Source organism: uncultured Bifidobacterium sp. (assembly GCF_949292005.1).
Lineage (GTDB): Bacteria > Actinomycetota > Actinomycetes > Actinomycetales > Bifidobacteriaceae > Bifidobacterium.
In genome coordinates this window covers 24,042-38,204 of sequence record NZ_CASEXV010000096.1, presented here as the reverse complement: position 1 = coordinate 38,204, position 14,163 = coordinate 24,042, and the positions used below count along the sequence as shown (strand labels likewise).

10 protein-coding genes are annotated in these 14,163 nt (G+C 61.7%); 1 reads left to right on the top strand and 9 read right to left on the bottom strand.

The annotated features are described in order from the left end of the window. The 3 genes from gltB to lepA form a co-directional block, all read right to left on the bottom strand. On the bottom strand, positions 1-4,164 hold a 4,164-nt coding region (gene gltB, locus Q1X90_RS07400; RefSeq protein ID WP_300768628.1), incomplete at its 3' end, for a glutamate synthase large subunit. Between the two features lie 133 nt (positions 4,165-4,297). After that, complete coding sequence (hemW, locus tag Q1X90_RS07395) at positions 4,298-5,470, bottom strand: radical SAM family heme chaperone HemW (protein WP_300768618.1); 1,173 nt, start codon at positions 5,468-5,470, stop codon at positions 4,298-4,300. Next, complete coding sequence (gene lepA / locus Q1X90_RS07390; RefSeq protein ID WP_300768616.1) at positions 5,470-7,347, bottom strand: translation elongation factor 4; 1,878 nt, start codon at positions 7,345-7,347, stop codon at positions 5,470-5,472. The genes hemW and lepA overlap by 1 nt, the downstream gene beginning before the upstream one ends. Before the next feature lie 188 nt (positions 7,348-7,535). On the opposite strand from lepA, the gene rpsT reads away from it, so the two are divergent. Beyond that, entirely contained in the window at positions 7,536-7,796 is a 261-nt protein-coding gene (gene rpsT, locus Q1X90_RS07385) for a 30S ribosomal protein S20 (RefSeq protein WP_300768614.1), read from the top strand. A gap of 83 nt (positions 7,797-7,879) precedes the next feature. Here the strand turns inward: rpsT and Q1X90_RS07380 are convergent, their stop codons facing one another. The 6 genes from Q1X90_RS07380 to Q1X90_RS07355 form a co-directional block, all read right to left on the bottom strand. Beyond that, entirely contained in the window at positions 7,880-8,653 is a 774-nt protein-coding gene (locus Q1X90_RS07380) for a TRIC cation channel family protein (RefSeq protein WP_300768612.1), read from the bottom strand. A gap of 229 nt (positions 8,654-8,882) precedes the next feature. Continuing rightward, entirely contained in the window at positions 8,883-10,010 is a 1,128-nt protein-coding gene (locus Q1X90_RS07375) for a branched-chain amino acid aminotransferase (protein WP_300768610.1), read from the bottom strand. A 200-nt stretch (positions 10,011-10,210) separates the two neighbouring features. Beyond that, entirely contained in the window at positions 10,211-10,846 is a 636-nt protein-coding gene (locus Q1X90_RS07370; protein ID WP_300768608.1) for a 50S ribosomal protein L25/general stress protein Ctc, read from the bottom strand. A gap of 205 nt (positions 10,847-11,051) precedes the next feature. Continuing rightward, a complete protein-coding gene (locus Q1X90_RS07365) occupies positions 11,052-12,461 on the bottom strand; it encodes an NAD(P)(+) transhydrogenase (Re/Si-specific) subunit beta (RefSeq protein WP_300768606.1) in 1,410 nt (469 codons plus the stop codon). Continuing rightward, positions 12,458-12,799, bottom strand: a complete 342-nt coding sequence (locus tag Q1X90_RS07360; RefSeq protein WP_300768604.1) for an NAD(P) transhydrogenase subunit alpha — start codon at positions 12,797-12,799, stop codon at positions 12,458-12,460. Before Q1X90_RS07360 ends, Q1X90_RS07365 begins: the two co-directional genes overlap by 4 nt. Positions 12,800-12,805: 6 nt before the next feature. Beyond that, a complete protein-coding gene (locus Q1X90_RS07355; protein WP_300768602.1) occupies positions 12,806-13,948 on the bottom strand; it encodes an NAD(P) transhydrogenase subunit alpha in 1,143 nt (380 codons plus the stop codon). Positions 13,949-14,163: the final 215 nt, after the last annotated feature.

Genomic DNA, 14,163 nt, shown 5'->3' with positions numbered 1-14,163 from the left:
GTGGTCGCCCACGCCCTCGACGACGAAGGTGGCGCCGCCGTTACGCACAGCAAAGCGTTCCCCCGCCCGGCCTGCGACGAACATCTCTCCAGATGTCGCACCGAATCCGACCACGTTCCCGGCGATGACGTTCTTATGCGGATCGTATCGGACATCATCAGCGGCGCGGATGATCAGACGCCCGCCGGACAGTCCCTTGCCTGCGTAGTCGTTCACCTCGCCGATCACGCGAAGCGTCTCGCCTCGCGGGATGAACGCTCCAAGAGACTGTCCCCCCGAGCCGCGAAGCGTCATGTCGATGGTGTCGTCGGGAAGTCCTTTGGCGCCGTAGCGGCTGGTGATCTCGTAGCCGAGCATCGTTCCCACAGTCCGGTTCACGTTCCTGATCGGGATGTCGACTCTCACCGGTTCGCCGTGGTCGAGGGCTGGTGACGCGTATTCGATGAGCTTGTTGTCGAGCGCCTTCTCAAGCTCATGGTTCTGCGCGATCGTCTGATGAAGGATCGTTCCCGGCGTTGGGCCCGCCTGCATCAGCACATTGCTCAGATCGATGCCGTCGGCCTTCCACGCGCTCACTGCCTTGTTCTGATCAAGACACTCCACATGCCCCACGGCCTCCTCAAGCGTGTGGAAGCCGAGGCTCGCCAACAGCTCGCGGACTTCCTGCGCAATGAACATGAAGAAGTTCACGACATCTTCGGGACGACCCGTGAAACGCGCGCGAAGCTCGGGGTCCTGGGTGGCGATTCCCTGCGGGCAGGTGTTCTTCTGGCAGGCGCGCATCATGACGCATCCTTCGACCATCAGAGCGCTTGTCGCGAACCCGAACTCCTCGGCTCCCAGAAGCGCCGCTATCAGCACGTCGCGCCCTGTTTTCAGTTCACCGTCGCACTGAACGACTATGCGTGACCTCAATCCGTTGAGGATCAATGTCTGCTGGGTTTCCGACAATCCGATCTCCCAAGGAGTTCCGGCATGTTTGATGGCGTTCAGAGGCGCGGCTCCCGTTCCGCCATCGTGGCCTGAGATGAGTACCACATCCGCATGGCATTTGGCCACACCGGCGGCGATGGTTCCCACTCCGAACTCGGAGACGAGCTTGACGTGGATCCGCGCTTTGGGATTCGCCATCTTCGCATCGTTGATGAGCTGCTTGAGATCCTCGATCGAATAGATGTCGTGGTGCGGGGGCGGCGATATGAGCTCCACGCCGGGGGTGGCGTGCCGGACGGTGGCGATCCACGGCGGAACCTTGGCTCCGGGAAGATGCCCTCCCTCACCGGGCTTGGCTCCCTGCGCGAGTTTGATCTGAAGGTCCGTCGCATGAACCAGATAATCGCTGGTGACTCCGAAGCGTGCGGATGCGATCTGCTTAATCCGGCTATAGCGGCGTGGATCGGAGATCCTGTCGTCGGACTCACCACCTTCGCCGGAATTGGAGCGGGCGCCGATGGAGTTCATGGCGATGGCGAGAGTCTCGTGCGCCTCCTGGGATATCGAGCCATAGCTCATGGCTCCTGTGGAGAAGCGCTTGACGATCTCGCCTGCGGGTTCTACCTCGGATATGTCGATCGGACTGCGGGTCGGGGTGAGCTCCATCAGTCCGCGCAGCGTCATCAGGCGGTTGGATGTGTCGTTGACGTGCGCCGAGTATTTCTTGAACATGTCGTAGTCGCCGCGACGCGTCGACTGTTGAAGCAGGAAGATGGCCTCGGGGTCGTTGAGGTGGTCCTCCCCCGTTCTCCTCCACTTGTAGTCCCCGCCCGTGCGCAGATTCCTATGGGGACGCGCGTTCCACTGGTTGGGGTACGCGACGCGATGTCGAACCGCCACCTCCTCGGCGATGTCGTCAAGCCCGATGCCTCCCACTCTGGACGTGGTGCCGGTGAAGTACTCGTCAATGACGTCCCTGTTGAGTCCCACGGCCTCGAAGAGCTGCGCTCCGCGGTAGCTCATGATGGTGGAGACGCCCATTTTGCTCATGATCTTGAGGACGCCGGTGGAGAGAGCCTTCGTCAGATTGCCGACCGCCGTGGAGGCGTCAACCGACAGATATCCCTTCTGGGCGAGATCCTCGACGGATTCGAAGGCGAGATAGGGGTTGACGCAGGCTGCCCCGTACGCGATGAGAAGCGCGACGTGGTGGATCTCCCGCACATCGCCGGCCTCGACCGCAAGGGATACCTGGGTGCGCGTGTGGCGGCGGAGAAGATGGTGCTGGACGGCGCTTGTCAGCAGAAGGGACGGGATGGGGCCCCAGGTGTGGTTCGACTCGCGGTCGGAGAGGACGATGAAGTTCGATCCCTCGTCGATGGCCTGGTCGATCTCCGCGAAGATGTCATCAAGGCGCTTGCGAAGGGCTTCTCCACCTCCGGCGACCTGATACAGGCCACGCACGATGAAGGGCCTGTAGTATCCGTTGAGCAGCTTCGTCCTGTCGAGGCGCTTGAGCTGCGCCATCTCGTCGGAGTTGATGACGGGCAGGGGGATGATGATTTTCTTCGCATGCTGCTCGACGTCCTCGAGCAGGTTCGGCTCGGGGCCTATCGCGGATTCCAACGAGGTGACGATCTCTTCGCGCTCCCAGTCGAGCGGCGGATTCGTGACCTGGGCGAACTTCTGCGTGAAATAGTCGAAAAGCATCCGGCTGCGCGACGACAGAACTGCCATTGGCGCGTCGTTGCCCATGGATCCCAAAGGTTCCTTGCCCGTGTTTGCCATTGGTGCGAGAAGGATCTTCAGATCCTCCTCCGTATAGCCGAACGCGCGTTGACGGCGTTGCACGGATTGTCCGGAATGACGGACATGCTCGCGAACCGGAAGCTGGCTCATCTCCACGGAGTTTCCTTCAACCCACGAGCGGTAGGGATGCTGCGCGGCGAGGGTCTTTTTGATCTCCTCATCCGGAATGATTCGACCCTCGGCGGTGTCGATGAGGAACATGCGGCCCGGCTCCAGACGCCCTTTGGCGACAATGGTTTCGGCAGGAGTTTCGGGAAGGACTCCGGCCTCGGAAGCCAGAACAACATAACCGTCGTCGGTGAGCTGCCACCGTCCGGGACGGAAGCCGTTGCGGTCAAGAACGGCCCCCACCTGCAGGCCATCGGTGAACACGATGTCGGCAGGTCCGTCCCACGGCTCGATAAGAGTGTTGTTGTACTCGTAGAAGGCTCTGACGTCGGGATCGAGGTCGGGATCCTTCTCCCACGCGGGGGGAACCATCATCGATATCGCATGGGGAAGGCTGCGTCCGGCCAGATGCAGAAGCTCGAGGCACTCGTCGAAGGTTCCGGAATCCGAATATCCCGGCGTGGTGATGGGCAGAAGCGGAGACAGCTCGCCGAGAAGGTCGCTGCTAAGACGTCCCTCACGGGCGGACAGCCAGTTTCTGTTGCCCTGGATGGTGTTGATCTCCCCGTTGTGCGCGATGATCCGGAAAGGCTGGGCCAAAGGCCAGCTGGGGAACGTGTTCGTGGAGAAGCGCGAATGGACGATGGCGATGGTTGTGGCCATGCGATCGTCGGACAGATCGGGGAAGAACGGGGTGAGCTGCATCGTCGTGAGCATGCCCTTGTAGGTGATCGTCTGGGACGATAGAGACGCGAAATAGGTCCCGACCTCGTGTTCCACCCTTTTGCGCACGCGGAACGTCATCCTGTCCAAGGCGATTCCAGACGTCGTCCGATCCGGTGCCGCCAGAACGAGCATTCTGAACGATGGCATTGAGGCAAGCGCCTGGAGGCCCAGTCCGTTGGGATTCGTCGGCACGTCACGCCAAGCGAGGACATCAAGTCCCTCCTCGCGGGCGATGTCGGCTATGGCCTGCTGCTGATGTCCCGCCTGCGCGATGTCCCTGTCGAGAAAGGCGATTCCCGCAGCGTATGCCCCGGCGGCGGGCAGGCCGACACCGGCAACAGCGCGCATGAACGCGTCGGGCATGGCCAGAAGGATTCCCGCGCCGTCGCCGGTGTTCTCCTCGGCACCCACAGCCCCTCGATGGTTGAGGTTGACCAGAACCTCGATGGCCGAATCGATTATGGCTCGTTCGGGCTTCCTGTTGAGAGTCGTCACCATGCCCACGCCGCAGGCGTCATGCTCCTGCGAGGGATCGTAAAGTCCTTCGGCGCGATGAGTCGTCAAATCAAGGGGAGCTTGAAACGTCACCACAATCACCTCACTCCAGAGACGGGCCTGACCCGTCGTTGTTGAACAGTGCCATCACACGATACAGCCCGGACATGTCGACGCCGCACACCGTGTCCATATGATGTACAGGCGATTCCCGGGATACCACCTCTCACTGTCCGACCGCATCCAGAAGCGCGCCTATGACGATGTCGTTGAGGAGCCTGCCGCGGCGGGTCGCGACGAGACGGTCCCCTTCGTGAACGATGAGACCCTCGGTCACGAGAGATTGAATCGCGGTTGGATCGACGCGTCGCCCCGACAGTGATTCGACCGTGGCGGGATCGAGTCCCTCCCGTAGGCGCATGCCCAGCATGACGGCCTCCTCCACGCGCTCCTGGGTTCCCAATGCCTCGCTTCCCGCCCATGGAATCCTTCCCGACCCCAGGGAGATCGCCCATGCGCGTGGATGCTTGACATCCCAAGCCCGGATGTCGCGTCCGTTCTTCGAATAGTGCGAATGCGCCCCCGGGCCTATTCCCGCCCAATCCTCATTCCGCCAGTAGGAGAGGTTGTGGACGCTTTCGTATCCCGGCCGCGACCAGTTCGATATCTCGTACCATCTCAGGCCGGACGCGGAGAGCATATCGTCCGCGATTTCGTATTTGCGGGCCTCATCGTCGTCGTCGGGTCTGGACAGCGTGCCGCTCTGGATACGGCGCCCCATGCCGGTGGTGGGTTCGATCGTCAGGGCGTAGGCCGAGACATGCCGCACGCCAAGGTCGATCGCGGCATGCAGGGAGGCCTCCCAGTCCGACAGGCTCTCTCCTGGCGTTCCGTAGATGAGGTCGACGCTGGAACGCAGGGAGCACGAGTCCGCCGCGCTTACCCCGGCCTCGACGTTCCGTGGCGTATGCGTTCGGTCCAATGTCCGCAGGACGCGGGGAACCGCCGACTGCATGCCAAAAGAGATGCGTGTGAAGCCGCCATCCGCCAGCCGTCGTATGTACGCCGCGTCGACCGTGTCCGGATTCGCCTCGGTCGTGATCTCGGCGTCAGGACGTATCCCCCAGATGCTCCGAACCGCGTCGAGCATAGCCACCAGATCGTCGGCGGGAAGAATCGTCGGGGTTCCCCCTCCGAAGAACACGCTGGACGCTGCCGGCTCCTCGATGTTCTCGCGAAGCTGCCACTCACGTATGGAGCGCATCTCCTCGGCGGCCAGCCGGGCGTAGGTGTCACGGCTGGCGCCCCCCCCGAGGTCCACCGCCGTGTAGGTGTTGAAATCGCAGTACCCGCAACGGCGCAGACAGAAGGGGACGTGGATGTAGACTCCGAAGGACATCAGGAGGACTTCTCCGCCGCGCGGATCTTGTCCTTGGTGTCGCGGTCCGTTCCTGCCGCCCCCGTGGAGAGCGCCGCTATGAACGCCTCCTGGGGCACCTCCACGTGGCCGAGCATCTTCATCCGCTTTTTCCCAGCCTTCTGTTTCTCGAGAAGCTTGCGCTTTCTTGTGATGTCGCCGCCGTAGCACTTAGCGAGAACATCCTTGCGCAGCGCCCTGATGTTCTCGCGCGCGATGATGCGCGAGCCGATGGCGGCCTGGATGGGGATCTCGAACTGCTGGCGCGGTATCAGCTCTCGCAGCTTCTTGGTCATCATCACTCCGTACGAGTAGGCCTTGTCGCGATGGACTATCGCGCTGAACGCGTCGACCGTATCGCCTTGGATGAGGATGTCCACCTTGACGAGATCGGCCGCCTGCTCGCCGTCCTCGTGGTAGTCCAACGACGCGTAGCCTTTCGTGCGGCTTTTGAGCTGGTCGAAGAAGTCGAAGACGATCTCGGCCAAGGGAATGCGGTAATGCATCTCCACCCTGTCCGTGCTCAGATACTCCATCGTTCCCATCGCCCCGCGGTGGTCCTGGCATAGTTCCATGACGGCGCCGATGAAATCCTTGGGCGTGATGATGTCGGCCGCGACCATGGGCTCGATGATCTTTTTGACCTTACCTTCGGGGAATTCGCTGGGATTCGTGACATGATGCACGCTTCCATCCTCGGAGGTGACATCGTAGGTCACATTCGGAGCCGTGGAGATCAGATCCAGGCCGAATTCGCGCTCCAATCGCTCGGAGACGATCTCCATATGCAGAAGTCCCAGGAATCCACACCGGAATCCGAATCCCAGTGCCACCGACGTCTCCGGTTGATAGGTCAGGGCCGCGTCATTGAGTTTGAGTTTGTCCAGCGCGTCGCGGAGGTCCGGGAATTGCGCGTTGTCGATCGGGAACAATCCTGCGTACACCATCGGTTTGGGGTCGCGGTAGCCTTCCAACGCGGTCGACGCGGGATTGTCCGCCGAGGTGATGGTGTCTCCCACCTTGGACTGGCTCACATCCTTGGCTCCCGTGATGACGTAGCCGACCTCGCCCGCGCCCAGAGCCTGCGTCGGTGTCATATCGGGGCTGACCACGCCGATTTCGATGGGATCGTGCGTCATGCCGATCCCCATCATGCGCAGCTTTCCCCTGCTTCTGAGCTCGCCGTCAACCATTCTGATATACGTGACGATCCCGCGGTACGAGTCGTACACGGAGTCGAATATCAGCGCCCGGGGCGGGGCCGTGGGGTCGCCGTGCGGAGCGGGAACCTCACGCACTATTCTGTCGAGCAGATCCGAGACGCCTTCTCCCGTCTTGCCGGAGACCCTCATCACATCGGATGGTTCACATCCCAGGAGGCCTGCTATCTCATCGGCGTGCCTGTCTGGTTCCGCGCTGGGGAGGTCGATTTTGTTGAGCACCGGGATGACTGTGAGGTCATGGTCGATTGCCATATAAAGGTTCGACAGGGTCTGGGCCTCGATCCCCTGTGTGGCGTCGACCAGAAGAACGGCCCCTTCGCAGGCCGCCAGCGCTCGGGACACCTCATACGTGAAGTCGACATGACCCGGGGTGTCGATCATCCCCAGAGTGTATTCGGTGCCATCAACGGTCCAGGGGACGCGGACCGCCTGGGATTTGATGGTGATTCCCCGTTCCTGCTCGATGTCCATCCGATCGAGGAACCGGTCCCTCATCTCGCGTTCGGGGACGATTCCCGAAAGCTGGAGTATGCGGTCGGCGACTGTCGACTTGCCGTGGTCGATATGCGCGATGATGCAGAAGTTGCGGATCAGTGATTGGTCCGTATACCCCGGGATGTTCTTCTGTTGCGACACGACTGCCCTCCTTCGGCACCGACCATTCGGTGACGTTCAACGCGCCACACCAGTCTACAGTCCGCCAAGGAGACGGGACGTGCCGTCCAGCTTGTGCGATCTGAAGCCTATGGCGTATGCTGAGCGACCGATTGTGCTATCATCAGCACCGTATGTCTATTGAGCCAATGTCGTATGGAGTGTAAACCGTGGCAAACATCAAGTCCCAGAAGAAGCGTGTCCTGACCAACGAGAAGTCCCACGTGCGCAATGTCGCCGTGAAGTCAGGCATCAAGACCGCCATCCGAGCCACCCGCGAGGCTATCGCGTCCGGTGACAAGGAAGCCGCTCAGGCCGCCTATCAGGTCGCTGCCCGCAAGCTTGACAAGGCTGCCGGCGTCGGCGTCATCCATAAGAACCAGGCCGCCAACCGCAAGTCCGGTCTGGCGCTTGCGATTAACGCTCTCTGAGTCGTTTCCACGGACGTTTCCGCCCGTGCTGTGGGCCCGATGTCGATAAGGCATCGGGCCCACAGCTATATTCGCTGGTGGAATCATTGGACGGTGTCCTGTGAGTCCCCTTCCTGTCCCCCGCCGCCGCCACGGGCTCCGTGGCCGTGAGGATGTATGACAGGCCGCGCCAGATACCTTCCCTGCTCATGGAAATCGAAGCGGTCACGCTCCACGGCTCCGGGAAGCGTGATGTTGAAAGCCACGGACAGGACCCGCATCACGACGACAAGCGCCACAATGCCCACGTCCAAAGCCATCTCGATGTGCAAGCCGATGTCCCCCCTCTGTGTGGCGCGGAAGACCACAACCGTGAGGACGCACCCGACAGCCGTGGGAACCGCGTACCAGTGCCTGTCGCGAATGACCATCGGCACCTCGTTGAGAAGAGTGTCCCGTATGAGGCCACCACCTAAAGCGGTGAACATGCCCATGAAAACGGCCGTCATGCCCGAGCCATGCATGGACAGCGACTTCGCGGTCCCGTTGACCGCGAAAAGTCCCAAAGCTAGGGCATCCACGACGATCATCGTCCAATACATGCGTTCCACCTCGGGGTGGGCGAACGCAGCCACAAGTCCGGCCGCAAGAGCCGTGAGGACGAAACCCCTGTCGGAGATCCCCACAGGCGGAAGATCCCCGAGAAGCACGTCACGCAGGATCCCTCCGCCCAGAGCGGTCAGCCAGGCGACGAGCACGATGGAGAAGAGGTCATAGCCGCGCTTGATGGCGCTCAACCCTCCCATGATCCCGCAGAAGAACACCGCGAGGTACTCGATTCCCATAAAGAAGCCATTGCTTTCAAGCGCGACGCGCATCCCGCCACCTCCCTCCATCGTTCTCAAGCCTGCATCCGCGCGGGTCCGCGGGAACGGCGGAACGAAACTTACTGCGCCGCACAGCCATCAGGCACAATACAGCCACCAACCATAACGGAATGGGCACACGGCGCGTCGCGAGCGTGGCCGGCGCGGATATAAAAACAAGGCGGTGGCGCACCGACATATCCGTGCACCACCGCCTTGGACCCCTGCCGTGATCCTGGGGCTACATGACCTTCCACATCCAGTTGTGCGGATCCTCGATCTCGCCGAGCTGGATTCCCAGAAGATCGTTTCGCAGCTGCATCGTCAGTTCACCTGATCCGCCATCTGCGACCGTCACATCGAACTTCTCGGACTTGAACCGTCCAATCGGGGTGATTATGGCCGCGGTGCCGCAGGCGAACACCTCGGTGACCTCGCCGGACTTGATCTGGTCGAGAAGATCGTCAAGCTTGATCATCGTCTCGACGACGTCGTGACCTTTGTCCCCGGCGAGCTGGATCAACGAGCGGCGCGTGACGCCCGGAAGAATGTTCCCGGTGAGTGATGGCGTCTCAAGATGTCCATCCTTGTGCACGACGAACATGTTCATTCCGCCAAGCTCCTCGAGATAGGTCTTGGTCGCCGCGTCGACGAAGCACACCTGCTCGCATCCGTTGTCAACGCCACGGTATTCTCCCAGAAGGGAGGCCGCATAGTTGCCACCGCACTTGGCGAATCCGGTTCCCCCGGGTCCCGTGCGGAACCATTTGTCCTCGACCCAGATGCTTACCGGCTTGACGCCACCGGCGAAGTAGGGGCCAGAAGGGGAAGCGATCACGCAGTACTCGACCTCCTCCGGGGCGCGGACGCCGAGGAAGGGCTCGGAAGCGAACATGAAGGGCCTCATGTACAGAGTGTATTCGCGGCGCGTGGGAACCCACGCCGCATCTCGCCTGACCAGAGCCGCGACGGAGCCGATGAAGTCGTCGATCGACACCTCGGGAAGGTACAGGCGCTTCGCGGAGTTCTGGAAGCGCTCGGCGTTGGCGTCGGGACGGAACAGCCACAGCGATCCATCCTCATGATGATAGGCTTTGAGGCCTTCGAAGCATTCCTGCGCGTAATGGAGGACGGATGCGCCAGGATCCATCTTCAGCGGGGCGTACGGCTCGATGCGCCTATCCGACCAGCCCTCCCCCTTCGTCCACGACATATGGGCCATGTTGTCCGAGAACACCTGCCCGAAGGCGGGCTTGTCGATGAGCTCCTGACGCTTCGCGTCGGATGCGGGATTCTCGTTCGGGAGAACGGCGAAGCGCTCGGCCAGCTTCGTCGTCTCGGTGGGATCGTGATGTGATTGTTCAGCCATTGTCCACTTCTTCATTCCGCGGCCTTTCAGTGGCCGCATTCGACATTGATACCCCGCTTCTGGCGGAGCTCCTTCTCCAGTGTGTCACCACGGAGCGTCGTCGCGGCGCGCTGGTTCACGATATGAAAAAGGGAGCCCGCGATTGGGCTCCCTTCCATCGTTATCTACCGTCTCGACCGATATCGTCGAAGTGGCGAAGATCAGGCGTTGTCTGCGTCGGCGTCAGCCGGAGCGGCGTCGGCGTCGGTGGTTGGGGCTTCGGCGGTCTCCTCGCCGGCGGTCGTCGCGGTCGCATCCTCAGGAACCTCGACGGTCACCACGGACGCCTCGACATCCTCGATGTCGAGCTCAGCGCCCTCGGGGAGCTCCAGATCCTTGGCGAACACCTTGGTTCCGTCGGTGAGTCCATCGACGTTGACGACGATGCGCTCCGGCAGGTTGGCCACATCGGCGCGAACCCTCAGCTCCTGAATGTCCACGAACGCCACGGCGGCGCCCTTCGGCGTCCCCTCGACGAAGACAGGGACCTCGACGGCGATTTTCTCACCGGCGCGGACCTCGTAGAAATCAATGTGCTCGACGATTCTCTTCACAGGATTGCGCTGAACGTCCTTGACGACGGCGAGCTTCTTCTCTCCGCCGAACTCAAGAGTGAACAACGCGTTCGTGCGACGTAGCGCGAGTGTGGTCTCCTTCATCGGAAGCTCGATGAAATCGGGATCGGCGCCACCGGCGTAGATCGTCGCGGGAATCTTGCCAGCGACGCGCATGCGACGAGCCACTCCCTTGCCGAATTCGGTGCGAACCTCACCCTTGATTGCGATTGTGTTGGCCATTGTGGCAACTCCTGTCAGTCCAGGACACCTACGTCATGCGGCGCGATGTCGTTCCAGCGTGTCCGCCCGGGCGCCACGACACGCCGCGGACCATCACGGGATGGACCATCGCCGAGTCGATAACGGTTATTCAAACCCTCGCCAAAGCTTCCCGAGGATTCTACCACGAGGTTACGGACATGCCTGTCCCGGCATCGCGCGGATCTCACGCCAGCAGATCCTTAACTGCCGCGATGACGGCCTGGAGGCTTGATTTGGCGTCCCCAAACACCATCTGCGTGTTGTCGCGGAAGTAGAGCTCATTCTCGATTCCCGCATATCCACGTCCGCGTCCACGTTTCATAACCACGACATGCTGGGCCTTGTCGACATCGAGGATGGGCATCCCGGAAACCGCGGAACCCGGCTTGCGGGCGGCGGGATTGGTCACGTCGTTTGCTCCGACCACCAGCGCTACATCAGCGGACGGGAACTGCGGATTGATGTCATCGAGGTCGATGAGCTCCTCGTAGGGCACATTCGCCTCGGCGAGAAGCACGTTCATGTGTCCGGGCATGCGCCCAGCGACCGGGTGAATCGCATAGAGAACCTCCACGCCATGGGATTTGAGGATCTCGCCCAGATCTGCCAGCTCACGCTGCGCCTGCGCTTGGGCGAGACCGAAGCCCGGAACGAAGATGACCTTCGAGGCATAGACCAGCTGGACAGCCAGATCGTCGGCGCTTCCCTCGCGCATGGTGCCCTCGGGGCCGGCTCCCTGCGACGACGACGATTCCGAAGTTCCGAAGCCTCCAGCCAGAACGGTATGGAGTGGGCGATTCATGGCCTTGGCCATAAGCAGGGACAAAGTGACTCCCGCGGCTCCGACCAGCGCTCCGGCGACGATCAGTGCGACGTTGCCGATCGCGAGACCGCTCATCGCCACGGCCGTTCCGGTGCACGCATTCAGCACGGAGATGACGACGGGCATGTCGGCGCCACCGATCGGGATGACGAAGACCAGTCCGTAGACGAGGGCGAGAACCGCCGTGAGGATGGACCACAGAACGCGGCGGTCGGGCTGGACGCACAGCATGACGAAGGACGCGATCGTCAGAACCGCCACGATGACATTCCAGATCCCCCGTTGCGGCAGCGACAGCCTGCGGAGGAATCCCACACCCTGCAGCTTCCCGGCTGCGATCAGCGAGCCGGAGAAGGTGACCGATCCGATGAGGATTCCCAGACCTGCCGTGATCAGCACCACCATGGAGGGCTCGCCCCGTGACGACAGAATGTCGTTAAGCGCCACCAGAGCCGCAGCTCCGCCTCCGACCGTGTTGAAGATGGACACCAGTTGGGGCATGTCGGTCATCTTCACGCGAACGGCCGAGACGACTCCGGCCACCGCTCCTAGAACGATCCCGGCGATAAGGACGACTACGGCCACGGATGAGACGAATCCGCCCACGGCGAGATGCACGAAAGCCATCACAATCGCCGCTATCATGCCGACTGCGGAGATGCGGTTACCGGTTCTTGCGGTTTTCGGCGAATTCATGAAATGCAATCCGACGACGAACAGGACCGAAGCCGTCAGATACACGAACCATGACACAAGATCAAGCGTGTTCATTGAGCATCTCCCTTCGTGGCGCTCCGCACTGACTTGGCGTCGTCCGTGTGGGGACGGGGAGCCGAGCTGTGGAACATCTCGAGCATCCTGTCGGTGACCACATAGCCACCGACCACGTTCATAGTTCCCAGCAAGGCTGCGAGGAATATCAGCACGTAGGACAGCGTGGAATCAGCCTCGGCCGCGACGATGATGACGCCGACGATCACAATCCCATGTATGGAGTTCGCGCCTGACATCAACGGCGTGTGCAGGGTCGCGGGAACCTTCCCGATAACCTCGACGCCGATCAGAAGCGCCAGAATGAACAGGGTTATTGACACCACGACGGTATCCATGATTCTTTACTCCCCTTCCTCGAAGATGTCGGGCGTGGTGACGACCAACGCATCGTCAAGATCGTCATGAATGGCCTTCAGATGATGGTCCCTGACGAAATGGGACACCACATCGGCCAGATTCCGGGCAAGCAGCGCGGAGGCCGTGTCGGGTACGCCGCTCGGCAGATCAGGCGCACCAATGATAGTGACCCCGTTCTCCGTGACGATGGTGCCCACGGAGGATCCCTCGACGTTTCCGCCCAGATCGCTGGCCGCGCAGTCGACGACGACCGCACCTCGGCGCAATCCGGAGACTCCGGCTGCGGTGAGCAGGACGGGAGGACGGCGGCCCGGAACCTTGGCGGTGGTGATCACGATGTCGAAATCGGCGGCACGCGAATCGACGGCGGCCTGCTGCGCGGCCCGTTCCTCATCTGTCAATTCCCTGGCGTATCCGCCCTCACCCTGGCCTGACGAAAGATCAAGACCCAGATCGAGGAATTTGGCTCCCAAAGATTCGACCTCCGAGCGCGAGGCATCCCGCACATCATAGGCGGTCACCACCGCTCCCAGACGCCGTGCCGTGCCAATTGCCTGCAGTCCGGCTATTCCGGCGCCAAGCACGAGGACCTTGGCCGGGCGAACGGTTCCGGCGGCTGTGGTCATCATCGGAAGGAACGATCCATAGGCGTTGGCGGCGACGAGCACCGCTTTGTATCCCATCACGGAATTCTGTGATGTCATCTCATCCATGGATTGCGCGGAGCTGAGGCGGCGTGGAAGCTTTTCCATCGCGATTCCGACAAGGCCCCGGGCATTCAGCGCGTCGACGTATTCCTGGTCGGTCCACGATCCCAGCATGCCCACGATCCACGTTCCCTGGGGAACCGAGTCGAGAAGGTCGAGGGACGGGCGCGATACGAATCCCAGAATGTCGCTTCCGGTGACCACATCATTGCGTGACGCGACCGAGGCCCCGGCCTTCGTGTAGTCGTCATCGCTGAAATGCGAGCCGTGTCCGGCGCCGGATTCGACAAGACATGCGATCCCCGCCTTCCGCAGCCGTGTGACGATGTCCGGAGTCACCGCGACGCGACGCTCGTCATCCGAGGCTTCATCCAGCACTCCATAGACCGGTCCGGATTCCGCCGAAGTATCTTCGACCATGCGAACAATCCACCCTTTCATATTCGTGACGCCGGCGTCACGCCGACGACCTCATCGACCAGGGATCTGGGCCAGCGGGCTGTGTTCCCCCGGCACGCCCCGACAGACAACGTGGTTATTTTAGGCGCGGAGAACCCGAAGAGTGGTTCCGCGTCCACGTCTCGGGACAGCGCGGAGGTCCGAGGGCCATGGCTCGTCGCCCTGCCGCGCGTCAG

Bases quoted from the DNA above. Each gene is read 5' to 3' on its own strand.
- Q1X90_RS07355 (WP_300768602.1), bottom strand. From the start codon at position 13,948: ATGGTCGAAGATACTTCGGCGGAATCCGGACCGGTCTATGGAGTGCTG.
- Q1X90_RS07380 (WP_300768612.1), bottom strand. From the start codon at position 8,653: ATGCGCGTCGCGCTTGAAAGCAATGGCTTCTTTATGGGAATCGAGTAC.
- hemW (WP_300768618.1), bottom strand. From the start codon at position 5,470: ATGTCCTTCGGAGTCTACATCCACGTCCCCTTCTGTCTGCGCCGTTGC.
- Q1X90_RS07360 (WP_300768604.1), bottom strand. From the start codon at position 12,799: ATGGATACCGTCGTGGTGTCAATAACCCTGTTCATTCTGGCGCTTCTG.
- Q1X90_RS07370 (WP_300768608.1), bottom strand. From the start codon at position 10,846: ATGGCCAACACAATCGCAATCAAGGGTGAGGTTCGCACCGAATTCGGC.
- Q1X90_RS07375 (WP_300768610.1), bottom strand. From the start codon at position 10,010: ATGGCTGAACAATCACATCACGATCCCACCGAGACGACGAAGCTGGCC.
- Q1X90_RS07365 (WP_300768606.1), bottom strand. From the start codon at position 12,461: ATGAACACGCTTGATCTTGTGTCATGGTTCGTGTATCTGACGGCTTCG.